The sequence below is a fragment of the Micromonospora sp. WMMD737 genome (genome assembly GCF_049179055.1).
Classification (GTDB): Bacteria; Actinomycetota; Actinomycetes; order Mycobacteriales; family Micromonosporaceae; genus Micromonospora; species Micromonospora reichwaldensis.
Genome location: NZ_JBMHMH010000001.1, coordinates 2,290,291 through 2,314,287, shown reverse-complemented (window position 1 = coordinate 2,314,287; position 23,997 = coordinate 2,290,291). Strand labels below are relative to the sequence as shown.

18 protein-coding genes and 1 pseudogene are annotated in these 23,997 nt (G+C 71.9%); 10 read left to right on the top strand and 9 right to left on the bottom strand.

Features of this window, described 5'->3' with window-relative positions:
* Positions 1-82 precede the first annotated feature (82 nt).
* Positions 83-1,408, bottom strand: a complete 1,326-nt coding sequence (locus ACN27A_RS09115; protein ID WP_421451421.1) for a glycoside hydrolase family 18 protein — start codon at positions 1,406-1,408, stop codon at positions 83-85.
* Positions 1,409-1,964: 556 nt separating this feature from the next.
* Between ACN27A_RS09115 and ACN27A_RS09110 the strand changes: the two genes are divergently transcribed.
* The gene (locus tag ACN27A_RS09110; protein WP_421451418.1) at positions 1,965-2,378 is read left to right on the top strand and encodes a hypothetical protein; all 414 of its coding nucleotides are present in this window, start codon (positions 1,965-1,967) and stop codon (positions 2,376-2,378) included.
* Positions 2,379-2,624: 246 nt separating this feature from the next.
* On the opposite strand, the gene ACN27A_RS09105 is transcribed toward ACN27A_RS09110, so the two are convergent.
* From ACN27A_RS09105 to ACN27A_RS09070, 8 genes and pseudogenes are all read right to left on the bottom strand, one after another.
* Positions 2,625-3,293 (bottom strand): potassium channel family protein, encoded by a 669-nt coding sequence (locus tag ACN27A_RS09105; RefSeq protein ID WP_421451415.1) that lies wholly within the window; start codon positions 3,291-3,293, stop codon positions 2,625-2,627.
* The gene (locus ACN27A_RS09100; protein WP_421451412.1) at positions 3,286-4,857 is read right to left on the bottom strand and encodes a TrkH family potassium uptake protein; all 1,572 of its coding nucleotides are present in this window, start codon (positions 4,855-4,857) and stop codon (positions 3,286-3,288) included. Before ACN27A_RS09100 ends, ACN27A_RS09105 begins: the two co-directional genes overlap by 8 nt.
* Positions 4,858-5,489: 632 nt before the next feature.
* A complete protein-coding gene (locus ACN27A_RS09095; protein ID WP_421451410.1) occupies positions 5,490-5,837 on the bottom strand; it encodes a hypothetical protein in 348 nt (115 codons plus the stop codon).
* 362 nt (positions 5,838-6,199) lie between these two features.
* A pseudogene (locus ACN27A_RS09090) lies at positions 6,200-6,256 on the bottom strand (hypothetical protein); the annotation flags it as partial.
* Positions 6,257-6,682: 426 nt separating this feature from the next.
* Positions 6,683-6,817 (bottom strand): hypothetical protein, encoded by a 135-nt coding sequence (locus tag ACN27A_RS09085; protein WP_421451408.1) that lies wholly within the window; start codon positions 6,815-6,817, stop codon positions 6,683-6,685.
* Positions 6,818-6,831: 14 nt separating this feature from the next.
* Positions 6,832-7,776 (bottom strand): TerC family protein, encoded by a 945-nt coding sequence (locus ACN27A_RS09080; protein ID WP_421451405.1) that lies wholly within the window; start codon positions 7,774-7,776, stop codon positions 6,832-6,834.
* Positions 7,777-8,411: 635 nt separating this feature from the next.
* Positions 8,412-9,647 (bottom strand): DUF3370 family protein, encoded by a 1,236-nt coding sequence (locus tag ACN27A_RS09075; protein ID WP_421451402.1) that lies wholly within the window; start codon positions 9,645-9,647, stop codon positions 8,412-8,414.
* Between the two features lie 73 nt (positions 9,648-9,720).
* Positions 9,721-12,120, bottom strand: a complete 2,400-nt coding sequence (locus tag ACN27A_RS09070) for a glycoside hydrolase family 10 protein (protein ID WP_421451400.1) — start codon at positions 12,118-12,120, stop codon at positions 9,721-9,723.
* A gap of 163 nt (positions 12,121-12,283) precedes the next feature.
* Here ACN27A_RS09070 and ACN27A_RS09065 point away from each other — a divergent pair, with 163 nt between their 5' ends.
* The 9 genes from ACN27A_RS09065 (at position 12,284) to ACN27A_RS09025 (ending at position 23,517) form a co-directional block, all read left to right on the top strand.
* The gene (locus ACN27A_RS09065; protein WP_421451398.1) at positions 12,284-13,597 is read left to right on the top strand and encodes an ABC transporter substrate-binding protein; all 1,314 of its coding nucleotides are present in this window, start codon (positions 12,284-12,286) and stop codon (positions 13,595-13,597) included.
* Positions 13,598-13,678: 81 nt separating this feature from the next.
* The gene (locus ACN27A_RS09060; protein ID WP_421451396.1) at positions 13,679-14,563 is read left to right on the top strand and encodes a carbohydrate ABC transporter permease; all 885 of its coding nucleotides are present in this window, start codon (positions 13,679-13,681) and stop codon (positions 14,561-14,563) included.
* Positions 14,560-15,384, top strand: coding sequence for a carbohydrate ABC transporter permease (locus tag ACN27A_RS09055; protein ID WP_421451393.1), 825 nt, complete (start codon positions 14,560-14,562; stop codon positions 15,382-15,384). The genes ACN27A_RS09060 and ACN27A_RS09055 overlap by 4 nt, the downstream gene beginning before the upstream one ends.
* Before the next feature lie 2 nt (positions 15,385-15,386).
* Positions 15,387-16,106 (top strand): GntR family transcriptional regulator, encoded by a 720-nt coding sequence (locus ACN27A_RS09050; RefSeq protein WP_421451390.1) that lies wholly within the window; start codon positions 15,387-15,389, stop codon positions 16,104-16,106.
* Entirely contained in the window at positions 16,103-17,203 is a 1,101-nt protein-coding gene (locus ACN27A_RS09045; protein ID WP_421451387.1) for an ROK family protein, read from the top strand. The genes ACN27A_RS09050 and ACN27A_RS09045 overlap by 4 nt, the downstream gene beginning before the upstream one ends.
* On the top strand, positions 17,200-18,669 hold the full coding sequence (locus ACN27A_RS09040) for a DUF4127 family protein (RefSeq protein ID WP_421451386.1): 1,470 nt from the start codon (positions 17,200-17,202) through the stop codon (positions 18,667-18,669). The genes ACN27A_RS09045 and ACN27A_RS09040 overlap by 4 nt, the downstream gene beginning before the upstream one ends.
* Positions 18,666-20,336, top strand: coding sequence for an FAD-dependent oxidoreductase (locus tag ACN27A_RS09035; protein ID WP_421451383.1), 1,671 nt, complete (start codon positions 18,666-18,668; stop codon positions 20,334-20,336). Before ACN27A_RS09040 ends, ACN27A_RS09035 begins: the two co-directional genes overlap by 4 nt.
* Positions 20,333-21,019 (top strand): N-acetylmannosamine-6-phosphate 2-epimerase, encoded by a 687-nt coding sequence (locus ACN27A_RS09030; protein ID WP_421451381.1) that lies wholly within the window; start codon positions 20,333-20,335, stop codon positions 21,017-21,019. The genes ACN27A_RS09035 and ACN27A_RS09030 overlap by 4 nt, the downstream gene beginning before the upstream one ends.
* Positions 21,016-23,517: a hypothetical protein gene (locus tag ACN27A_RS09025; RefSeq protein ID WP_421451379.1), complete on the top strand. Its 2,502-nt coding sequence runs from the start codon at positions 21,016-21,018 to the stop codon at positions 23,515-23,517. The genes ACN27A_RS09030 and ACN27A_RS09025 overlap by 4 nt, the downstream gene beginning before the upstream one ends.
* Positions 23,518-23,997: the final 480 nt, after the last annotated feature.

Sequence of the window (23,997 nt, the reverse complement as noted above, 5' to 3'; positions counted from 1 at the left end):
TACCCGAAGGAGGCGGAACGACCACGGCCGCGCCGCCGCGTCCCCAGCTCGGGGAGCGCGGCGGCGCGTCGGTGCGGGTGGGTCAGGGGGTCCAGAGGCCGGCGGCGATCGTCCGGGTCAGGGTGGCCTGATCGTCGTCACCGTCGAGCGACCAGACCATCGCCCCGCCGAGGCGCTCCTTGCGGATGTAGAGCGTCTTCTGCAGCACGGTGGCCGGGTCGTCGTAGGTCCAGAAGGTGGTGCCGTCGAAGAGCCAGGCGTGCCCGGTACGCAGGTCGCGGTGCACCCGGTAGCCCTGCGCGGGCAGGTTCTTCAGCACCTTGTAGTCCTCGTTGCCGGGTGCCCAGGTGCCCGGCGCCGGGCCGGTGGCCGGCTTGAACAGGCCGTTGCCGCCGCCGGTCACGCCGGTCCAGCCCTGGCCGTAGTACGGGATGCCGAGCACCAGTTTGCCGCGCGGCGCGCCCCGGTCGAGCCAGCCGTTGATGGCTCGTTCGACGGTGAAGTCCGGGTTGTCCGGGGCGGCGGCCGACCGGCGTAGCGCGGACTGCTGGTTGGTCACCGACTCCCAGGTGCCGTGGAAGTCGTAGCCCTGGATGGTGGCGAAGTCGAAGTCCTTGAAGATCTTCTTGGTCTCGAAGCCAGCGTCCATCGCGGCCGGGTTGGCCGGCAGGAACGCGGTCAGCTCGTAGTGCTTGCGGGTGACCCGGCCGTAGCCGTCGAGTTGGCGGCGGAACTCGGCGACCAGCGCGGTGAAGTTCTGCTTGTCCTGCGGGCGGATGATGTTGCCGGGCTCGCCCGCCGAGCCGGGCCACTCCCAGTCCAGGTCGATGCCGTCGAAGACACCGGCGGCCGAGCCGGCCCCGCCGACCTCGCCGACCACCGGCAGGTCGCCCTTGATGAACTGGTCCACGCAGGAGGTGACGAAGGCCCGCCGGGACTCCGGCGTCAGGGCCGCGTCGGAGAAGTACGTCGACCAGCTCCAGCCGCCGAGCGAGAGGAGCACCCGCAGACCGGGGTGCTTCGCCTTGAGCTTGCGCAACTGGTCGAAGTTGCCGTTCAGCGACTCGCCGGCCGCGTCGGCGACCCCGTCGACGCTCTCCTCGGCCGACACCGGACGCTGGTAGTCCGCCCAGACGTCGCCCGAGGCGCAGAGCCCTTCGGCGGTGACGTCGCCGAACGCGTAGTTGATGTGGGTCAGCCTCGCGGCGGCCCCGGAGGTGTCGAGCTTCTTGACGGGGAAGGCCCGGCCGTAGATGCCCCACTGCGTGAAGTAGCCGACCTGGTAGAAGCCGTCCCGCTGGGACACCCTGGACGGCGAGGCCTGGGCGGCGGCGACCGGGGTGCCGGCGGCGAGGACGGTCAGAGCGGTGACGAAGGTGGCGAGCCGGCGGGGGAACGTTCCGCGCATGTGCCCTCCCGGGCGGTTGGCGATGCGAAACAGTGAACAAACTTTCCTGATCCAGGAAGGTAAGGTGCCGCTCTCGCCGGGGTCAAGGCCCTGCCGCGAAGGCATGTGGGTGTCTGGCCACGATCGACCTTCCCGGGGGGTCGCTGGGCAGCGCTGAGGGAGCGGCCGTCCCGGTGGTGGGCGTCGCTGGTACGCCGACGCGTACACCGCCTCCGGGTGGGTGGGCACCAGCATCCGTGCCAGCTGATGCCGGACGAACGTCCGAACCGTTCCAGGGGCTGTCACGTCGAATCCCCGACCTGTTCGTTAAGACTGAGAGCGTCTTGTTGGGCGGGATCTGTCGTCGAGGAGGTCCAGCATGCGCGTATGCAATTTCTCGCTCGCGTTCCTCGCATCGTCGGCCCTCGCCGTGCTCACCGCTTGCGCCCAACCCACCGCGGTCGCAGGGCCCCCGCTTGCGGGTCCCCCTCCGGGCTCCTGCGTCGTGCATGCCCCGGCATCACAGCAACCAGTTCCGTCACCCGGCCGCTCCTTCTGGCCGCACCAAGACGACTTGATGGACGCCGGCGCCGCCGTCGAAGACGCGGCCCGGCAGCGGTGGCCCCAGGCGTACGCCGGCGTCGAACTGCACGTCGAGGCCAACGTCCTGGCGGTGCACCGCATACCCTCCGGTCGTGCCCTCGACCAGGCCATCCGCGGCCTCGTTCCGGCCACGAACGTGTTGCTCGTCGACGCCGTGCACTCCGAACGGCAGCTCACCAGCTGGCAATCCGAGGTCTTCCACGACCGGGCCTACTGGCACAGCCAGGGCATCGACATCAACGGCACCAGCACCGACATGGGTAGCTGCGTCGTCGTCGCTGTCGACAGCCCAGACCGCCATCGGGCCGTCATCACCGCCTTCTACCCGCACATGCCGCTGCGGATCGAGTACGGCGGCGAAGCGGTGCCGCTGACCACCGCCCGCTGACCCACCGACACCTACCGGCGACACGCTGGTCATCGCGTTGCCCATCCATGCTGTGCCGCTACCGCAGCGATCGCCGGGATGGTCGGCGGCCGCGAAGTGGACGTGTGCGTTGAAGCCGGCCCCGCTTGTCCTACCCATCTTGCCGACGATCGCGCGAGCCCGGTTGTTCGTCGACGTGACCTGCACTTCCTGAAGGATCAGGACATCAAGGCATCGTCCGTGCCCGGGGTTTGGCATTCGATCGTGTCAGCTCAAGTTGGCGAACGCTTCGACGTTGCGTGTGTTGCCGGCGACGATGAGGATGTCGCCGGCATAGATGACTGTGCCGGCGGCGGCGTAGGTGAAGTCCTCACCGGGCCGCTTGATCGACACCACCGTGACGCCGTGCCTGGAGCGCAGCGCTGAGTCGGCAAGGGTCTTGTCGAAGGTCTCCTCGGGAGCGTGAGTCTTGACGATGGCGTAGTCGTCCTCAAACTCGATAAAGTTGAGGATCTTGCCGGTGACCAGGTGGGCCACGCGTTCGCCCATCTCGTGCTCGGGAAGCACGACGTGGTGGGCGCCGACGCGCTCGAGGATGCGGGCTTGCTGCCGGTTGACGGCCTTGGCCCAGATGTTCGGTACGCCGAGGTCGGCCAGCAGCGCGGTGGTGAGAATGCCCGCTTCGAGGGCGGTGCCGATGCCGACGACGGCGTGGGCCATCTCGTGTACGCCGAGCTGCCGCAGGGCGACCTCGTCGGTGGTGTTGGCGACGGCGGTGTGAGTGAGCTGGTCGGCGTAGGTCTGCACCACGGCAGGGTCGGCGTCGATGCCGACGACCTCCCAGGACTGGCGCATGAGCTCGAGCGCCATGGAACCGCCGAAGCGGCCCAGACCGAGCACGGCGATGCGGTTGCGGGTCGCGGATTTCTTAGCCAACGATCGGTCGCTCCTCAGGCAATTCGTAGCGGCGGCTGTGTTCGCGCAGCGCCAGCGCGGTTGCGGCGGTGATCGGACCCAACCGGCCGACGAACATCAGCAGGATCAGGATGACATGCCCCGCAGTGCCAACCTGCGCGGTGATGCCGGTGGACATCCCGACGGTGGCGAACGCCGAGGTGACCTCGAATAGCACCTGATCGAGTCGAAACGGGGTCAGCGCCAGCAGGGCGATGGTGGACGCGGCGACGGCGGCGACGCTGAGCAGCGCGATGGTCAGCGCTTGGCGCTGTACGCCAGTGGGTAGCCGACGGCCGAGGGCATGCACGCTCGGCTCGCCGCGGATCTCGGCGAGGATGACGAAGCCGAGCAGCGCGAACGTGGTGACCTTGATGCCGCCGGCGGTGCCGGCGCTGCCGCCGCCGATGAACATCAGCACGTCGTGGATGAGCAGCGTGACGTCGTTGAACTCGGCCACGTTGAGGCTGTTGAACCCGGCGGTGCGCGGCATCACCGCGGTGGCGAATCCGGCGAGCAGCTTGCCGCCGATCCCGAGGCCGCCCAGCGTCCCGGGGTTCGACCACTCCGTGATGCTGATCGCCAACCAGCCACCGGCGAGCAGCATGACCGTCATCCCCAGCGTGATCTTGGTATGGAGCGACCAACGGCGCGGCGCGCGGAACTCGCGGCGCAGCTCGAACAGCACCGGGAAGCCGAGCCCGCCGATGATCACGGCAGCAGCGATGGGCAGACAGATCAGCGGGTCTTCGACGAACCGCATGAGGCTGTCGGCGTACAGGCCGAAGCCGGCGTTGTTGAACGCCGAGATCGCGTGGAACACTCCCAGATACACCGCCCGACCTGTGCTGTGGCCGTAACCGTCAGCGAACCGCCAGGCCAGCACGGCCGCTACGAGCGCCTCGACGATGAGACTGATCCGCATGACACCCAGCACGACCCGGCGGACCTCACCGATCCCGATCGCCTTCGTCTCCGCCTGGGTACCCAACTGCAAGCGCATCCGCAGCCGGCGCGCCACCAGCAGGCCGAGCAGCGACGCCAGCGTCATGATCCCGAAGCCGCCAATCTGGATCAGGCCCAGGATCACCCCCTCGCCGAACCCGGACCAGAATGTACCGGTGTCCTCGATGACCAGCCCGGTCACGCACACCGCCGACGTCGCGGTGAACACCGCCGTCACCAGCGGTGCGCTACGGCCGCTCTCCGTGGCGAACGGCAGCGACAACAAGGCGGAACCGGCCAGTACCGCCACCGCAAAGCCCAGCACCACCAGCCGAGCCGGATGCCGCGCCGTGTCGGTCAGCCACGTGGTCACCGGCGACGGCACGCGGAACCGACGTACCCCGATCCCGACCAGGGTTGCCAGCCGTCGCGCACCTTCACGCAGGCCACGTGCCACCGACCGCCATCGGTTATGCGCTCGCGCCGGATCGCGGCCGGTCATCGGTGCCCAGGCCAACAGCGCCGCGCCCAGCGCCGCCGCGACGAAGATCCCAACGACCGCGAGCAGCCCCACCAGTAGCTGCGTCCAGGTCGATTCCATCACGTCATGATTCACCCTCTGGGCGTGCCGCCGCTGCGGGCCTCCCACATCGCGCTGGCGCCGCTGTTGCGCGCTGAGCGTCGGGAGGTGAGCACCCGACGTCTGTCGGGCGCGGGCGTTGACGTGCTTCTACCCAGGCGCTTCTGGTGCTGGTGTGGTTCCGCAAGGGCGAAGACAAGACCACCCTCGGAGCCGGCTTCGGGGTGCCCAGGGCCACCGCGTACCAATACGTCGCCGAGGTCGTGCGGGTACTGGCGGTGCAGACACCGACCCTGCACGACGCCCTCACCCGGGTCGCCGACGGCTGGTCGCACGTGATCCTCGACGGGAGACTCTTCGACACCGATCGGCTCGCCGAGACCGCCACAAGCGTCAAGGGCAACATCATTGTCAGGTCGATGAGCAGCTGCGGGGCTGGTCCACCACGGACTTGGCAGACCCCGACGGCGAAGAGTGCCCGGTATCGACGAACGCCATCGGAGGGGAACGCCCCAGCCGCCCGTGCGCTCGTCGCTCCGGCGTCGGCGCGGTTGCTTCCGGGCTCTGGCTCGCCCCATATCGCCGTCGCTGCGCCTGACCCGGACCGAGCGACCGCGCGGGCGAGTCAACGGGCCATCGCTGAGGGGTCGGTCCTACGGGGTGGTGGCGCGGTCGTCGGTGAGGGTGTGGTCGACGAGGCGGTGACGGGTCCAGGCATGTCGTCGCCAGCGGTGGGTGAAGAGGATGGCCTTGACGGCTTCGGCGGTGAGCAGGGCGATCCAGGCCCCGGCGACGCCGAGGTTGAGGGTGGGCAGCGGGAGGGTGCCCGGCGCGGGAACGAGCAGGACGGACAGCGTCACCATGATGAGCGCGGTGGTGCCGATGGAGATCGCTACCGGGATGTTGACGTCGCCGGCGGAGCGCAGAGAGCCGAACAGGATGGCGGCGACGGCCTGGCAGGGTTGACTAGGTTCGCCGAAGGCGCGGCCGACGAGCGACATCAGGCTGGCACTTCGACCGCCTGTCCACCGACAGGCCAATGCGCTGACGTCCCACCAGGCAATAAGCCAGGCGGGCCAACCGACCCCGTGGAGGATCGGACGGCCTACTCGGAGTAGGAACTACCTTGACCCGACAGGCCTGCAGGCCAGCATCGATACCGGTACCCGGCCTGGTCATCGTCTCCGCGCAGGTCAACCTGCTCGGCCCGTGATCGAAATGTGGTAGTGACGTGTCCGAGACCGAGTTGGACGGGCACGGCTACGGCGTGCTGGAGGTGGCCCGGGAGCGTTGCCGGGTGGACTGGTACGACTTGGCCGACCGCACCCGCGCCGAGGTCGGCCAGCAGCATGGTGGCGTACGGTCCGGCGAGGACCCGGCTGAAGTCGGCGATCAGGATGCCGTCCAGCGCACCGCTCATGCCGTCGCCCCTCTTTCGTTCACGCCGCCCACTCCCGGACCGCGGTGACGACCCGCTGCCACCGTCAATGGGCCGCGTTCCGATCGTCGCCGCCGGTGGCCGGTGTGAACTCCCGGTCGAGGTGCCAGCGGTCGGTGATCTGCCCGAGGTCCGCTCGGACCGCTGCGCTTCCATGTGGGGAAGCACCTGGCGGTTCCGGGACACCACTGCCGGTCGCACAGCGAGCCCGCCGGCGGCGCCGCCCGGGCCGCGCCGGCGGCGGTGGTGACCGGCATGACCAGCCACCATGCCTGCGGTGTGAAGACCGTCAGCAGGGCTCCGATGAGTACGCCGAGCCAGGCGGCACACCCCGCGCCGGCTGCTGCGACGCGGGGTGTGGTCATCCGGCCGAGGACGTCTCGACCAGCCGCAGGTTCGATCCGACGGTCATGCTGTGCTGGACCGGGAACCCGTGGTCGGAGAGTGGTCCACGGTGTGCTGCGCGTCCGCGTAGGTGGGGTGGGTGCCGACGGCGACCCGGGCAGCGGTGTCGGGATCGGCGGGAAGGGGTAGCTGCGTCATGACTTCTGCTCCGGTCAGCGGTGGGCGTCGTCGCCGGGTGCGCTCTGGCTGCGGGTGGCGGCGAGGCTCCAGCCAATGGAGATCGTGAGGGTGGCGACGATGACGCCGAGGGTGACCGGGATGGGCAGTTTTCCAACGGGGGTCTCGGAGAGGATGAGCTTGACGCCGGCGAAGGCGAGCAGGAACGCCAGGCCGTAGTGCAGGTGCACGAAGCGGCGCAGCAGTCCGGCGAGGCAGAAGTAGAGGCTGCGCAGGCCGAGGATGGCGAAGGCGTTGGCGGTCCAGACGATGAACGTGCTGGTGGTGATCGCCAGGATCGCGGCGACGGAGTCGATGGCGAAGATCAGGTCGGTGGCCTCGACGGCGATGAGCACGACGAACAGCAGGGTCGCGACCCGTCTGCCGTCGATGCGGGTGAAGAACTTGTCGCCGTGGTAGCGGGCGTCGGTCGGGACGATCCGGCGTACGATGCGGACGACGATGTTGCGGTCGGGGTGCATCTCGGCGTCGTGCTGAAAGGCCATCTTCCAGCCGGTGTAGATGAGGAAGACGCCGAAGACGTACGCGGTCCAGAAGAACGTTTCGAGGAGTTCCGCGCCGACGAAGATGAACACCAGCCGGAAGGCCAGGGCGCCGATGACGCCCCAGAACAGCACCTTGTGCTGCACCGACGCGGGAACCGCGAAGTAGGTGAAGATGAGGGCGAACACGAAGACGTTGTCGACCGACAGCGCCTTCTCGATCAGGTAGCCGGCGTAGTAGGTGCCGGCCACGTCGCCGCCCTGCCACACCCACAGCAGCACCCCGAATGCCAGACCGGCAGCGATCCAGATTCCCGACCAGACCGCCGCCTCGCGAAAGCCGATCACGTGGTTGTCGCGATGCAGAAACAGGTCGACCGCCAACATGACGGCGATCGCCAGCATCAGGGCCACCCAGGCCCACCAGGGTGCGGACATGTCGGCATCTCCCCTCGACCGGGCCGACGCGTGGCGCCGGCTTGCTGGTCGAAGGTCTCCCCTAACCGCCTACGGTGCGGCGGCTCACGCGACCGGAACCCTGGTGGTCCGTACTGACGGCCGACGTGTCCGGTAGGTGGGTACTCCCCCTCGAACTACGCACCATTATTCACGAAGTGTGGTTCGGGTGTCAAAGGGTGGGAGCAGCGCTCCGTGAGCGCATACGGAACACCGTGCGGTTGCCGAGGTGATGACCTCCGATTGCAGGTACTCGCAGCGGGTTGGGTGCCCCGCCGGTGGGCCGGGCTCTGTCGGAGGGCGGGACCGATGCCTGATCAGGGTGCCAGTGCGCAGGAGGCCGCGCAGCCGGTGGTGGTGGAGTTGGGGGCGCACGAGCGCCGGCGGTGCTGAACCGTCATCAGGCGGACGAGGTGGCGGCAGACCGCAGTGGCGGCTTCTACCGTCCCCATGCCGGCTATCCGGACACCGCAGGCGAGGCGGGCACGGTGTTGCAGATGCACCGGTGGGGTGACCTGCCCTCCGGTGATGCGGTTTCTGGGCTGGCCACCCCGGCGGGACCCACTTCGGTGAACGGACGCGTCCGGCAACGAAACGAGACGCTCGGTGCTGGCCGGTCAGATCGTCTGGAGCAGCAACTGCTGCCCGGCGGTGATGAGACCGGGCACGTAGAGGTCGACGACCAACGAGCGGCTGGCCGCCGGGCCGATCGTGTACGTGCCGATCGGGTCCAGCGCGGCGGTGGGGCGGGTGTAGAGGGTCTGGACGGTGGTGGTGCCGTCCACGGTGACGGCGGCCGGGCCGTTCCAGGTGTTGCCCGGTACGTCGGTGGCGCCGGTGACGTTCGAGGCGAAGGTGAGCCGAACCGTCCGCGCGGCCGTGCTGGGATTCTGCAACAGCAGCCGGATGGTGTATCGGTGACCGTAGTTGCCCCAGCTGCGGCTGGAGGAGTCGCTGTGGGTGGCCAGGCCGGCGGTCGTCTGGTCGAGGTCGGCGCGCTGTCGGACGGTGGTGTTCACCGCCAGTCCGAGATGCCTCCCCGCAGCCGGGACGGGCAGGGTGACCTGTCCGGTGTCCCAGGCCGAGGTGGCGTACACGCCGGCTTCGCGGCCGTAGGTGGTGGCCGTCTCGGTGGCGATCTTCCCGGGCGCGTACGAGGCGTTCTGCTGGGACAGGTTGGTGGCGGTGGTGGTGTTGCCGTCGCTGGTGACGACGGTGTAGACGTACACGCCAGCGCTGGCGGTGATCTCGAAGCGGCCGTCGGCGATGTTGGACGCGTTCATCGTGATGCGGGTGAGCTGGGTGGCCTTACCGGGGTTCACGCTGACGCCGTTGAGGTAGGTCGTCGTGGTTCCCCGCAGCCAGGCGTCGGCCACGGCGTAGCAGGGCCCGGTGCCGGCACGCTGGGCCGGGTCGGACACCAGCGGCTTCTGGGCGTTGGTGTAGGCGGCGCCGCGCACGGTCACGGTGACCGGGGCGCCGTTCGGGTTGGAGATGAGCACGTGCAGGTAGCGGGTGCTGGCCGTGCCGTTCTGGTGGTAGAGGTACAGCGGGAAGGTGCCCGACAGCGGCCGTGCGGAGCCGCCCCGCGCGGGCGTGCTGCGGGAGTGGAGCATCAGCCAGCCGTTGCCGGTGAAGGTCTCGGGGTTGTTGCTGACGACGATCGGGTTGCCGGTGACGCCGCCCGGCAGTTGCTCGAGGTCGGCCAGGGCCACGGTGCCGCCGGGGCCGGCGGGTGCGCCGGTCATCCAGGCGGTGTCGGGGACGGTGGTGTCGGCGGCGGCCGGCACGGCGCCGGCCAGGAGGACGGCCAGGGCGGCCACGAGGGTTCCGAGGAGGGTGCGGTGGCGCATCGTCGAGCCTCTCTTTCGGGGGGTGCCGGGGGAGCAGCAGGGGGCGTCGCGCTCGCGCCACCCCCTGCTGCGATCACTGGGCCAGGTCCGCCCAACGGGCGTACATGCGCAGGTCGCGGACCGTGCGCCGGGCGAAGTCCGACTGCACCGCGTTGCCCCAGCCGGACGCGGCGGTCGCCGCCCTGTCGAGCTGTCTGGCGGCCGCCGCGACACTGGCCGGGGGAAGGCCCGGACGCAGCAGCGCGGCGGCGACGGTGAGCCGGGCGCGTACCTCGGCGGTGACGGCGGCGGGTGCGCAGGCGGTCGCCCTGGTGAGGCCGTCGCGCAGGGCGGTCACGCCGCGCAGCGCCGCCGCCCGGTGGTCGGCGTGCGGCACCACCGACGGGGTGCGGAACGATCCCTCCCGCAGTGCCTCCTGCTGGCGGGCGTTGAGCTGGTTGTACGCGAACAGCGCCGCGCCGTCGGAGTCCGCGTCGTTGACCGCCTGCACCTGGTCGAGGACCAGGTCGGGGGAGGAGCCGCGCAGCGGCCCGTAGGTGGCGGTGTAGAGCGGCACGTCACCGACCCGCTCGCGCATCACCGCGGTGTCCTGGCCGACGGAGCCGGCCGAGGTGCCGAAGGACATGCCGGTGAGGAAGTCCAGGGTGTTGTCGTCGACCCACGCCCCCCAGTTCTGGAACTTCTTGCTCAGCCCGTCGGTCGGGTCGGCGAACACGGCCGCGGATAGCTTGCGGTCGCCGGCGATGCGGCGTTGCAGCGCGCGGACTTCGTCGACGAAGGTGGTGATCCGCTCCTCTCGCCAGGCGTTCCAGGTCGTCCAGAGCGGCGACTGCGGGTCGAGCGTGTACGGGTCGACGCCGTGCGCAGCGGCGAACGTCTGCCTGCTGTACGCCGAGTACGAGAAGTCCGCGCCGTACGGTAGCGACACCGGGTAGCGGATGTAGTCCAGGTGCAGCCCGTCGACGTCGTAGCCGCGCAGGATCTCGTCGTAGGTGGCGAGCACGTGGGCACGGACGGCGGGGATGGCGGGGTCGACCCAGAAGTAGCCGGGCTCCATCCGGGACGGCTGCGGGCCGGTCCTGCCGACGTCCTCGCGCTCGACCGCGGCCCATTCCGGGTGGGCCTTGAGCACCGGACCGCCGCCGGCCTCGATGCCCACGAAGAACGTGTGCGTCCAGGCGTGCAGCTCCACGCCCCGGGCGTGTGCCTCGTCGATCCACACCTTCAGCGGGTCGAAGCCGCGCATCTCCGGCCGTTGGGCGGGGATGCCGGCCCGCTCGGCGACGCCGCTGGGGTAGATGGTGTACCCGCCCCAGACGGTCTCCAGAAAGACCATGTTGAAGCCGGCGGCGGCGATCCGGTCGAGGGAAGCGCGGATCTGCTCGGGCGTGGTCTCGATGGGGCGTACCCAGAGGCCCCGACCCTCGACGGAGCGCGACTCCCGGGTGCGGTAGCCGGCGACGTCGGCGCGGCGGGTGGCGTCGCGGGCCAGTTCGGCGGCGCGTTGCGGGTCGGTGGCGGCGGCCGTGCGGGCCTGGTCGAGCAGGCCGGTGGACTCGGCGAGGGCGGTGTCGATCGACGCGCGGTCGACAGCGAGGCAGGAGGCGACGGCGGCGGTGGCGGCGGTGCGGGCGGAGGCGGCGGCCCGCTCCGCGCCGAGCAGGTGGCTCTGGGCGTCGACCTCGACGGTCACGGTGTTGCCGTCGAGGGTGACCTTCGCGCCCAGTGGGGCGTTGCCCTCCAGCCAGGAGCCGCGGGATCCGTGCCCGGAGAGCACGAATCCGTTGGCCGGGATGGCGCTGTTGCCGCCGCCGCGGGCGGTGACCCGGTCGCCGGTCACGGTGATCTCGTAGCCGAAGTCGTTGGTGCCGGTGGTGGGGCGGGCGGCGGCGGAGGTGTAGGCGATCAGTTGCTCGGCGCCGCGGCACCCCGGGAAGCACTGGCCGGTGGCGGGGTCGACGCCGCCCGGGTGGCTGGCCGCGGTCGGGTCCGTGGCGGTCAGAGTGGTGGTGGCCGTGCGGATGAGCAGGTTACGCAGATCTACCCGGTCGCCGGCGCGCAGGCGGTCGCGGATGAAGCGCCGGTCGTCGGTGCCGCCGGCCTCGGGTGGGGAGGCGGACAGGACCGCCCCGTCGGTCGGGATGGTGTTGTTGCCGGGCTTCGGGCAGGCGTCGAAGACGGTGCAGACGCTGAGCACCTCGTACGTGCCCCCGCCGAGCGCGCGCAGCACAGCCTCGCCGCCGAAGGCGTTCGTCCTGGTCTCGGCGCCGGCGTCCGGGGTGTAGAGGGCGAGCATGCCGGCGGCTCGCGAGGAGGGGTTGATCGCGTCGATGGTGGCGGTGGAGCCGTCGGCGGCGACGACGGTCGGCAGGCCGGGGTCGGCGGCGGACGCCGGGACGGCGGTCAGGCCGAGCAGGAGGGCTCCGGCGATGCCGGCGACGGTGATCCGGCGCAGGGGGGTGGGGGTGGGCATGCGGCTCATCGTGGTCCCGGTGGTACGGACAAGTCAAGGCTTCGCTGTGCCGCCTAAACGGGATGTCCGTCATCTAATCGCAGGCAGGACTTGACCAGGGGTCGTTCATGGGTCAGAGTCACCGGCACTGGTCCGTACCACTACCCCCTCTGGAGGACCCCTCATGAGGCGTACCCGCGCCTTCGCGGCCGCCGCCCTGGCGGCCGTGTTTCTCGTCAGTGGCTGCGGCCTGTCCAGCGGCGACGACGCCACCTCCGGCGGTGCCGGCGGCGACACGATCAGCGGCGAGGTCAAGGGTGAGATCACCTTCTCGACGCTGGCGCTCAAGCCGACGTTCGACGAGTACATCAACAAGCTCGTCGCCGACTTCGAGGCGAAGCACCCCGGCACCAAGGTCAACTGGATCGACTTGCCGTTCCAGGGCGCCCAGGAGAAGATCACCAACGACGCCCAGGCCGGCACGCTGCCGGACGTGGTCAACCTGAACCCCAACTTCGCCCAGAAGCTCGAGAAGCAGGGCGTCTTCGTTGACCTGGAGAAAAACGCGGCCGACGTCAAGGGCAGCTACGTTCCCGGCGCGTGGGACGCCTTCAAGGTCCCCGGCCAGGACGGCGCGTACGGCCTGCCGTGGTACCTCACCAGCGAGGTCACCATGTACAACAAGGACCTCTACGCCAAGGCGGGCCTCGACCCGAACTCCCCGCCCAAGACGATCGACGAGCTGCTCGCCCAGACCAAGCAGCTCTCCACCGCGGGCAAGGGTGCCTTCTACGGGTGGCACCCGGCGCTGGAGAACACCTTCGTGCCGAACCTCGCCAAGCTGGGCGTGCCGCTGCTCAACGCCGACGCCTCGGCGTGGACCTTCAACACCCCGGAGGCCGTGCGGTACGTGACCACGCTGCGCGACCTCTACGCCAGCAAGGCGATCGCCCCCGACTGGCTGACCGAGAACCACTCGAAGGCCACCGAGGCGTACTCGGCCGGGCGTAGCGCGCTCTTCCCCTCCGGCCCGAACTTCCTCAAGGTGGTCGGCGAGAACGCCCCGGCGGTGGCGAAGGCCACCGGCGTAGCCGGCCAGATCGCCAGCGCCGAGGGCACCACGAACATGTCGGTGATGGGTCTGCTGATCCCCCGTAAGAGCAAGAACCAGGCCACCGCGCTGGCGTTCGCCAAGTTCGTCACCAACGCGGAGAACCAGCTCGCCTTCGCCAAGATCGTGACGATCCTGCCGTCCACCGCGGACTCGCTCAAGGACCCGTACTTCACCCAGGTCACCGACACCGACCCCACGTCGGTGGCCCGCAAGATCTCCGCCGAGCAGATCGCCAAGGCCAAGAACCTCACCCCGGTGCAGTGGGACGACCGCACCAAGGCGACCGTCATCGGCAAGGTCCAGCTCGCCGTCAAGGGCGACCTCGACCCGAAGACCGCCCTGGACGAGGCCGTCGCCGAGGCGAACAAGCTGCTCGCCCGGTAGGTCCGCACCACCGCCGGCGCCGCCCGCTGCCCCCCGGCGGGCGGCGCCACCACCCCGCGCAACCGACAGGAGCTTCCCGACGTGATCGGCCGTCGCTGGTACGTGCCCTGGCTCTTCCTCGCCCCGGCCCTGGTCGTCACCGCCGTGATGACGTGGGGGCCGTTGGCCAACACCGGCGTGCTCGCCTTCACCGACGCGCAGGCGCTCGGCGGCGGCGAGTTCACCGGCCTGGCCAACTTCCGCCGGCTCGCCGCCGACGACGAGTTCTTCCGCGCCCTGGGCAACACCGGCCTCTACCTGGTCGTGGTGGTGCCGGCGCTGGTGCTGCTGCCGCTGCTGCTGGCCCAGCTGGTGCACGCCAAGCTGCCCGGCATCGGTGCCTTCCGGGCGGTCTTCTACTCCCCGGTCATCGCCTCGATGGTGGTGGTCGGACTGATCTGGAGCTGGCTGCTGTCCTCCGAGGGCCTGGTCAACGCGGTCCTGCTCAAGCTGCGGATCGTCGCCGAGCCGCTGCCGTTCCTCACCGACGCGACGCTGCTGCTCTTCGCCTGCATGCTGGTGACCGTCTGGAAGGGCCTCGGCTACTACATGGTCATCTACCTGGCGGCCCTGTCCAACGTGCCGAATGAGCTGTACGAGGCGGCCAAGGTCGACGGCGCCGGGGCGATCCGCCGGTTCCGGTCGGTGACCGTGCCGACCGTACGCCCGACGATGCTGCTGGTCGGCGCGTTGTCGGCGATCTCCGCGACCAAGGTCTTCGCCGAGATCTACGTGATGTCCTCCGGCACCGCGGGCCCGGGCGGGCAGGCCAAGTCGATCGTCTACTACATCCGGGAGGTCGGCCTCGGCGTCGATGGCGAGATCGGGTACGCCTCGGCGATGAGCCTTGTCCTCTTCGCCGGCACCCTCGGTCTGTCCGTCCTGGCGCTGGTGCTGCGTCGCCGCAACGAGAGGAGCGAGGCATGAGGCGCCACGGCCCCGTGGCTCTGCGCTACGTCCTGCTGTTAGTCATGGCCGTGCTGCTGGTCGGACCATTCGCGTGGCAGCTGCTCACCTCGCTCAAGGGCACCGCCGAGCCGATCTACGGCCCCGACGTGACGTGGCTGCCGCAGGACCCGACACTCGGCAACTTCGCCAAGGTCGCCGAGGTCATCCCGGTCTGGCGCTACATCGCCAACTCGGCGATGGTGGCCACCGCCAGCGTGCTCACCAACTGCCTGCTCGGCGCGATGGCGGGCTACGCGCTGGCGCGGATGCGCTTCCGTGGCCGAGGCGCGGTGTTCGCCGCCGTGCTCGCGTCGCTGGTGGTGCCGTTCGAGGTCATCATGGTCAACGTCTTTTTGACCGTGCGCAGCCTCGGCCTGGTCGACACCCTGCTCGGCGTGCTGCTGCCCGGCGCGGTGTCCGGCCTGTCCATCCTGGTCATGCGGACCGCCTTCCTCGCACTGCCCCGCGAGGTGGAGGAGGCCGCCTCGATCGACGGCGCGGGGGAGTGGGCCCGGTTCTGGAAGGTGGCGCTGCCCAGCGTGCGCGGCTCGCTCGCCGTCGTCGGCGTGTTCAGCTTCCTCTTCGCCTGGGACGACTTCCTCTGGCCGCTGATCGTGCTGAAGAACCCGGACAACTTCACGCTGACCGTGGGTCTGCAGTACCTGTCCGGCACCTTCACCAACGACCAGCGGGTCGTCGCCGCTGGCACGATGATCGCGGTGCTGCCGCTGATGGCAGTCTTCTTCGCCCTGCAGCGGCTGTTCTTCCGCGGGGTCGGCGAAGGTGGCGTGAAGGGGTGAGTGTGCTCAACAAGGTTGGCTACAAGCACGAGGCGCTCTACACGGCGCTGCGCGCCGAGATCGGCGCTGACCTGCGACCGCATGACCCGCTGCCCAGCGAACGTGAGCTGGTCGCCCGCTTCGGCGTGAGCCGGGCGACCGTCCGGCAGGCCATCGGCCGACTGGAGGAGGAGGGACTGGTCTACCGCGCCCAGGGCGCCGGTACCTTCGTGGCCGACCCTGCCACCATCTCCAAGTCCCTCGTGCTCACCTCGTTCAGCGAGGACATGCGCAACCGCCGGCTCACTCCGGACTCCCGGCTGCTCGACCTCACCGTCGCGTCGGCGTCGGTACAGGTCGCCCGGGACCTGGCCGTCTCGCCCGGCGCGGACGTGGTGCACGTCCGCCGCCTGCGGCTCGCCGACGGGCTGCCGATGTGCGTGGAGGAGGCATGGCTGCCCGCCGGGCGGATCGGCGAGCTGGACACCGCTGTCGTCGCCGGTTCGCTGTACGAGGTGCTCGCCGAGCGGGGGCTGGGCCCGCACCACGCCGACCAGGTCATCTCCGCGACCGTCGTCGACGCCGACCAGGCCCGGCTGTTGCAGGTGGCGCCGTACTCGCCGGCACTGCGGGTGGACCGGATCACCTACACCGAGACCGGCACGGCCGTCGAGCGGGCCGAGAGCCTCTACCGCGCCGACCGCTACGACTTCCGCATCACCGTGGCCAGGAGGACCCCATGACCCGCCCCGTCCTCGCCGCCGTGGACATCGGTGGCACGAAGACCGCCGCAGCGCTGGTCCGCGGCGGGACCGTGCTGGTCCGTACCCAGGCGCCCACCCCGGCCACCGCCGGCGCCGCCGCCGTCCTGGACACCGCGGCCGAGCTGGTGCGCTCGCTCGGCGGTGCGCCGGTCGCGGTCGGCGTCGGTGCGCCGGGTCTGGTCGACCCGGCCACCGGGCGGGTGACCGCCGCCACCTCGTCGATCCGCGAATGGTCCGAGGTGGACGTGGTGGCCGGCCTCGGGGTCCGGCTCGGGCTGCCCGGGGCCGTCCTCAACGACGGGCAGGCATTCACCCTCGGCGAGGCTGTGCACGGCGCGGGTCGCGAGCTGCCGACCGTGCTCGGCGTGGCCGTCGGGACCGGCGTCGGCGGCGGTGTCCTGGCCGCTGGCCGGCTGCTCACCGGCCGGCACGGCGCCGCCGGGCACCTGGGTCACGTGCCGGTTCCGCAGGCCGCCGGCCGGCCCTGCCCGTGCGGTGCCACAGGCCACGTCGAGGCCGTCGCGTCGGGACCCGCGATGACCGCCGCGTACGCGGCCCGCGCCGGTCGCCCCCAGGCGGCCGCATCCGGGCTGGTGACGGCCTCCGGACACGCCGCCGGCGACCTTCCCGAGGTGGTACGCCGTGCCCGCGCCGGCGATCCGGACGCCCGCGCCGTGCTGGCCCTGGCCGGGGAGGCACTCGGCACCGCACTGGCCGGTCTCGCCAACACCCTTGACCCGGATGCGGTCGTGATCGGCGGCGGTGCGGCCGTTGCGGAGCTGCTCGACGCGCTGCGTCCCGCGTTCGCCGCCGCCTGCCTGCCCGTGCTCGGCACGGTGCCGTTGGTGCCGGCCGCGCTCGGCACCGACGCCCAGCTCGTCGGGGCCGCCGAGGCGGCCCTCCGCGCGCTGCCGTCACGGATCGACCCCGCCGGACCGACCCGCGCCGCCCCCACCGGTGTCGCCGCGAGCCAGGTCGACGCCGGCTTGGCGGGTGGTAGGCAGCAGCGGTCGGCCGGGCGGCGCCACCGGGACGGCAGCGCCGCGGCGGCGCCGCAGCGGACGGTGGTCCGGTGAACCGGCTCGCGCTGATCCCGCTCGACGACCGGCCCGTGTGCCGGGTGCTGCCGGCGATGGTGGCAGCTGTCGCCGGGGCCACTGTCGACACGCCCCCGGCGGCTCTGCTGCCGGCCGGCCGCCGTCCCGGCGACCCCGACCGGCTCGCCGACTGGCTGCGCGCCACGCCCACCGAGGCTGCCGTCGTCGCCCTGGAGACCCTCGGCCACGGCGGGCTGATCGCCTCCCGGCTGCACTCCGAACCCGTGTCGGCCGTGCTCACCCGCTGGGCGGCGCTGCGCGACGTCGCCGGACCGGTACACGCCGCCACCGTCGTGCAGCGCACCCCGGACGCCGACGACGCCAGCGAGGAACCCGACTACTGGGCGACGTACGGGCGGGCGCTGCACGCGTACTCCGCCGACCTGCACCGTGCCCTCGACGGCGCCGGCACTGCGCCCCGGACCTACGTGCCCGCGGACATGCGTCAGGACTTCCTGCGTCGCCGGCAGCGCAACCACACCCTCAACCAGGTCGCGCTCTCCCTCGCCGCCGAGGAAGCGCTGGACACCCTGGTGATCGGCGCGGACGACACCGCGCTCGCGGCGGTCGGCACCGCCGAGTGGCGGTGGTTGCGCACCTGGACCAGTTGGCTGGAGCTGGACACCCGGGTGCTCGCCCACCCGGGTGCCGACGAGATCGGGTCGGTGCTGGTGGCCCGAGCCCTCGCGACGGCGGCCGGGCAGCGACCGAACGTCGCGGTGGCGTGTGCCGAGCCGGACGGGTTGGACCAGGTGGCCCGCTACGAACCGGTCCCGATCGGCACCGGCGTCGCCAGCCAGGCCGCCGCGGCCGGTGCCGCCCTGGTGAACCTCGCCGACGCCGAGGCCGTGCTGGTCGTACACACGCCGCAGCCCGGTGACGCCGACTGGGCCACCGCCCCACCCGGAAACACCGCCCCCGCGCCGGCCGCCCGCACCGCCGCACTGGTGCGCCGCCTGCTCGCCGAGGGCCGCACCGTCGCCCTCGCCGACTGCGCACTGGGCAACGGGGCGGACCCGTGCCTCGTCGCCGACCTCGCCGCCGACGGTTCCCTCGCCCGGCTGGCCGGGTTCGCCGGTTGGAACACCGCCGGCAACACCCTCGGCAGCGCCCTCGCGACGCTGGTCGCCTACCAGGTGGGCCGTGCCCGCGGGACCCTCGACGAGGCAGCCGCCCGCCGGCTGCTCGCCCACCGCCTCGTCGACGACCACACCTACATGTCGTACGCCCGGCCGCGGCTGCGCCGCGAACGCGGCACCGACCCGACCCGGCACGACCACATCCCGGACGCCGAGGCGCCGGCCGTGACCGCCCGGATCGCCGACCTGATCGACGCACGCTGGCGGGAGCTGCGGGCGGTGCCCGGCCTGCGGGTCGCTGCCGGCTCGGTGACTCTGCCGTGGCAGCGCACCTACGAGATCGACTTCGTCCTGGAGGAGTGTTGAGCAGTCCCGCCCCGACGGTCACCGCCGACGTCGCCGTCATCGGCGGCGGCCTCGGTGGAGTGGCCGCGGCCCTCGCCGCCGCCCGCGCCGGTCGCCGCGTCGTGCTGACCGACGAGTACTCGCGGGTCGGCGGCCAGGTCACCACCCAGGCCCTGCCGGCGCTCGACGAGCACCCGCACATCGAGACCTTCGGCGCGTCGGCCTCGTACCGGGCGTTCCGCGACGCCGTCCGCGCCCACTACGGCGGGATCGTGAACCCGGGCGGCGGCTGGGTGAGCCGGCTCTGCTTCGAGCCGGCTGTCGCCGAGCGGATCATCGACGGCCTGCTCGCCGACGCCGGCGTGCGGGTGCTGACCGGCCGGTCGCCGGTCGCCGCCCGGGCCTCGGCCGGCCGGGTCCACGACGTCACGCTCGACGACGGCACCGTTCTGGCCGCGGCCGTCTTCTGCGACGCAACCGAGCGCGGGGACCTCGCGCCCTTGGCGGGCTTCGCCACCGTGCACGGCTCCGAGGGCCGCGACGCGTACGGGGAACCGGACGCCGTGCCCGGCGGTCCCGATCCGGCGGCGCAGCAGTCCTTCACGTGGTGCGCACTGGTCGAGCACCACCCCGGCGCCGACTTCACCGGCCCGGCCCCCGCCGGATACGCCGAGCTGCGTGACCGCCTTTCCTTCGACATCGCCGGCTGGGACGGCGGCTTGCACCGCTACCGGATGTTCACATGCGGTCCGGACGGCAAGCCTCCCTTCTGGACCTACCGGCGGCTGCGGGCCGCCGCCCCGGAGCTGGTGGTGCTCAACTGGGCGTCCAACGACTGCGCCGGGCAGGACCCGCTCGGCGACCCGGCCGGCGCGGAACGGGCCGGCCGCGAGCTGACCGCCGCGTTCGTGCACTGGCTGCGTACCGAGGCGCCGCGCGAGGACGGCGGGCACGGCTTCGCCGGCCTGCGACTGTCCCCCGATGCGGCCGGCACACCGGACGGCTTCGCGGAGGCGCCGTACCTGCGCGAGTCGCGGCGGATCGTCGTCGACACGCCGGTCACCGGACACGACCTGGCTCCGGTCGAGGGCCGGGCCCGCGCCCGGCACCTGTTCGGCTCGCTCGGAGTGACCTGGTACCACATCGACCTGCACGAGCGCACCGGGCACCCGGCACCGGTGTACCGACCCACCGCGCCGTTCACGATCCCGGCGTCCGCGCTGGTGCCGCGCGGCGCGGTGAACCTGCTCGCTGCCGCGAAGAACGTCGGCGCCACCCAGATCGCCGCCGCCGCGTACCGGGTGCACCACGGCGAGTGGGCCGTCGGCGAGGCCGCCGGGACGCTCGCCGCGCGGTGCGCGGCACAGCAGCGGTCGGTCGGTGACGTGCTCACCGACCCGGCGCTGCTGATCGCCGTGCAGCGTGACCTGGTCGCCGCCGGGGTGCCGCTGGCCTGGATCGCCGACGTGTCCACCGACGATCCCCGTTTCGCCGCCGTCCACCTCGCCGCCGCGCACGGCGCGCTCGAGGGTGAGCGAGCCGCCTCGCTCACCGTCGACCCGGACCGGCCCGCCGGTGCCGCTGACGCGGCTGCGCTACGCCGCGCCGCGCTCTCGCTCGGCCGGACCCCATCGTTCGTGGACCGTACCCGCCCCTTCGGGGCCATACTGGAGGACCTCACCCGATGACGGTGCTCGACGAGATCCGCGGCCGGCTCGTGGTCTCCTGCCAGGCCGATCCCGGCGAGCCGCTGGACGAGCCGGCGCACATGGTGGCGCTGGCCCGCTCGGCCCTGGTCGGCGGTGCCGCCGGCATCCGGGCCCAGGGACTGGCGGACCTGCGGGCGCTGCGCGCCGCCCTGCCGGACACCCCGCTGATCGGGCTGGTGAAGGACGGCACGAGCGGCGTCTACATCACCCCGAGCCTCGCGCACGCCCGTGCGGTCGCCGAGACCGGGGCGGACGTCGTCGCGCTGGACGGCACCCGGCGCCCCCGTCCGGACGGCCGTAGCCTCGCCGACACCGTGGTGGCGCTGCGCGAGAGGTACCGCGTGCTGGTGATGGCCGACGTCGCCAGCGTCGCCGACGCCGATGCCGCGGTCCTCGCCGGGGTCGACCTGGTCAGCACCACCCTCTCCGGCTACACCGGCGGGGCGGTGCCGCACGACCCCGACCTCGACCTGGTCGGCGCGCTGGCCGATCGGCTGTCCGTCCCCGTCGTCGCCGAGGGGCGGATCAACACACCGGAGGAAGCCGCCGAGGCGCTGCGCCGGGGTGCCCACACCGTCGTCGTCGGCACCGCCATCACCCGGCCCGCCGTGGTCACCTCGCGTTTCGCCGCCGCCCTCGTCACCTCCCGGGAGCTGTCATGACCATCCACGTCGTTCACCACACCCACTGGGACCGCGAGTGGTACCGGCCGATGGAGTCCTTCCGCGCCCGCCTCACCGAGCTTGTCGAGCGGGTCTGCGACCAGCTCGACCGCGGTGAGCTGACCACGTTCCACCTGGACGGGCAGACCATCACGGCGGCCGATGCGCTCGCCGTCCGGCCCGACCTCGCCGAACGGGTACGCGCCCACGCCGCCGCCGGCCGTCTACAGGTGGGCCCCTGGCACGTGCTCGCCGACAACCAGCTCGTCTCCGGCGAGAACCTGATCCGCAACCTGCTCACCGCCCGCCGCGTCGCCACCGACCTCGGCCTGGAACTGGCCACCATCGGCTACTGCCCGGACGCCTTCGGTCACCCTGCCGATCTGCCCCGGGTGCTGCGCGGCTTCGGCCTGGACACCGCGCTGGTCTGGCGGGGCGCCCCGCCCCGGCACGCCCGGTTCACCTGGCGCTCCCCGGACGGCTCGTCGGTCATCGCGGTCAACCAGGGCTACTACGAGCCGGAGGTGCTGTGGGAGGCCGCCTCCGCGCCGGAGCGGCTCGACGCGTTCCGCGCCAAGCAGTCCGGGCGGGACGCCGACGGGCCGTATCTACTGCTCAACGGCGGTGACCACCTCGCCCCCCGGCCGCTGCCCGCCGGGCTCGCCGCCACCGAGGGCACGCTCGCCGGCTACTTCGAGCGGATCCGGGACCGCATGCCTGCCGACGCGGTGGTGTCGGGCGAGCTGCGGTACCCGGGCGACTGGCTGACCTTCGTGCTCGCCGGCACCCTCTCCACCCGCCTCTATCTCAAGCAGGCCAACGCGGCGGCCGAGACGCTGCTGGAGTCGTGGGCGGAACCGCTCAACGTCCGAGCGGGACGCGCCTCGGCGGTCGGGCTGCTCCGGCACGCCTGGGACCTGGTGCTGCAAAACGCCCCGCACGACTCCATCTGCGGCTGCTCCGTCGACGAGGTGCACCGGGAGAACGAGGTGCGCTACGCCAAAGCCACCCAGGTCGGCGAGCACCTCATCGAGCGGGCACTGCTCGACCTCGGCCTCGACACCCGCCTGGCCGGCGACCCGGTCACCGACGCCGCCGCCGTGGTGGTCCTCAACCCGCACGCCGCGGCGACCACCGGCCCGGTCGTCGTCGACGTGTACACCGCCCCCGGACACACCGTCGCGGGGCTCGCCGACGCCGACGGCGCGGTCGTGCCGTACGAGCTGCGCGAGGTCGAGCCCACCCCGCTGTTCTGCGCGGACCTGGACATCCTCCCGGACACCCGGGAGACCGTGCGGCACCGGATCGCGTTTCTCGGCGACGCCCCGGCCGGCGGCTGGACGGGTTACACGGCGACGGTGGTCGAGGGCGAGCCGGCCACCCCCGACGACGGGGCGCCGGGCCGCAGTCTCACCCGGGACGGGTGGACCCTCACCGTGGCCGACGACGCCTCCTTCACGCTCGTCGACGCCGCCTCCGGGCGGACGCTGCCCGGCCTCGGCCGGCTGGTGGACGTCGGTGACGCGGGCGACACCTACACCTACGACCCGCCGGTCTCGGACGAGACGGTCGTGCCGGTGCTGCGTGACGCGCGCATCCACGTCAGCGACGTCTCGTCCCGGATCGTGGTGCGAGCCGACCTGGACGTGCCGATCGGGCTGACCGCCGACCGCGGCGCCCGTTCGGCCGAGCGGGTCACGCTGCCGCTGACGGTCACGGCCACGCTCTGGGCGGGCGTGCCGGAACTCGACTGGAGCGTCGAGTTCGACAACGTCGCCGAGGACCACCGGATCCAGGCGCACTTCCCGACGGACGCGCCGGCCACGACGTGGCGGGCCGACACCCACTTCAGCGCCCTGGACCGGCCGCTCAAGGCGCCGCTCGGGCCGCTGCCCACGGAACGCGGCTACGAGGCCGACGCCGGGGTGGCCCCCGTGCGGTCCTGGTCCGCGCTACCCGGCCTGGCCGTCCTCGCCCCCGGGCTTCCCGAGGTGCAGGGCATCGCCGGTGACCCGCCGGCACTGGCCGTGACGATCCTGCGTGCGGTGGGCTGGCTTTCCCGCCCTGACCTGCGTGCCCGCACCGCGGGAGCCGGTCCGCAGATGCGTACACCCGAGGCGCAGTGCCGGCGGAAAGTCCGGGCATCGATCGGCGTCCGGCTGGACACCGACGAGGCGCCGCTGGCCGCGGCAGCCGCGCGGCGACGCGCGCCGATGCGCGCGTACCAGTTGCGACCCGGCCTGTCGGCTCCCGCACCGGTCGAGGGCATGCGGGTGGACGGCGCGCAGGTGTCCGCGCTCAAGCCCGCCGAGGACGGCGATGGCGCGGTGCTCCGGCTGTGGAACCCTGCCTCGGCGCACGTGATCGCGCGGGTCTACGGCGTCGATGGCTCGATGACGGAGTGTGATCTGGCGGAGAATGGCGCGGCTCAGGTGCTCGATGCCAACGAAGGGATCGCGTTCGGCCCGTACGCCACCCGGACGTTCCGTATCCGGTAGCGCCCGTTCGTCATGCGGTGGGGGTGCGCCGAGTCGCGACGGGCCGTACGCAGCGGATGCCGGAACTGTCGCGCCGTTCGCCGTAGCGCACCCTGCCCACCGGCGGTCGGCAGGGTGTCGGGCCCGTGCCGCTCCCGCTGCCGGGGTCACCTCCTCGTCATCGGGGCCGGCATGCGGGTCGACCTCGACCGGTGCACGGTTCACGGCGCACCGTGTCACCTCGAACGTGGTTATCGGTGCCGATGGGCGGTGTCGCGTTCGATGGATTCTCGACAGCAGGGACGGTGGGAGGCCGGCGCTGACCACCGCCGGCCTCCCGCAGGCGCGCGAGGCTGCCGATGGCCCGGCACGCGGCTGCCCTACCTGTGTCGGGGCTTCCCGCCTTGGTTTCGAACAAACTTCTTCAGGAACTCCGCAAGGACGGAGCCCCAGCAGACGCCCGGGGGTTGGCGACCGGTGGGCCGCGCCCAGCACCCCGAG

Coding starts and splice junctions, on each gene's coding strand:
- ACN27A_RS09055 (WP_421451393.1), top strand. CDS start 14,560: ATGAGGCGCCACGGCCCCGTGGCTCTGCGCTACGTCCTGCTGTTAGTC.
- ACN27A_RS09065 (WP_421451398.1), top strand. CDS start 12,284: ATGAGGCGTACCCGCGCCTTCGCGGCCGCCGCCCTGGCGGCCGTGTTT.
- ACN27A_RS09045 (WP_421451387.1), top strand. CDS start 16,103: ATGACCCGCCCCGTCCTCGCCGCCGTGGACATCGGTGGCACGAAGACC.
- ACN27A_RS09075 (WP_421451402.1), bottom strand. CDS start 9,647: ATGCGCCACCGCACCCTCCTCGGAACCCTCGTGGCCGCCCTGGCCGTC.
- ACN27A_RS09100 (WP_421451412.1), bottom strand. CDS start 4,857: ATGGAATCGACCTGGACGCAGCTACTGGTGGGGCTGCTCGCGGTCGTT.
- ACN27A_RS09095 (WP_421451410.1), bottom strand. CDS start 5,837: ATGTCGCTCGTCGGCCGCGCCTTCGGCGAACCTAGTCAACCCTGCCAG.
- ACN27A_RS09085 (WP_421451408.1), bottom strand. CDS start 6,817: ATGACGCAGCTACCCCTTCCCGCCGATCCCGACACCGCTGCCCGGGTC.
- ACN27A_RS09115 (WP_421451421.1), bottom strand. CDS start 1,408: ATGCGCGGAACGTTCCCCCGCCGGCTCGCCACCTTCGTCACCGCTCTG.
- ACN27A_RS09025 (WP_421451379.1), top strand. CDS start 21,016: ATGACCATCCACGTCGTTCACCACACCCACTGGGACCGCGAGTGGTAC.
- ACN27A_RS09030 (WP_421451381.1), top strand. CDS start 20,333: ATGACGGTGCTCGACGAGATCCGCGGCCGGCTCGTGGTCTCCTGCCAG.
- ACN27A_RS09080 (WP_421451405.1), bottom strand. CDS start 7,776: ATGTCCGCACCCTGGTGGGCCTGGGTGGCCCTGATGCTGGCGATCGCC.
- ACN27A_RS09070 (WP_421451400.1), bottom strand. CDS start 12,120: ATGCCCACCCCCACCCCCCTGCGCCGGATCACCGTCGCCGGCATCGCC.
- ACN27A_RS09110 (WP_421451418.1), top strand. CDS start 1,965: ATGGACGCCGGCGCCGCCGTCGAAGACGCGGCCCGGCAGCGGTGGCCC.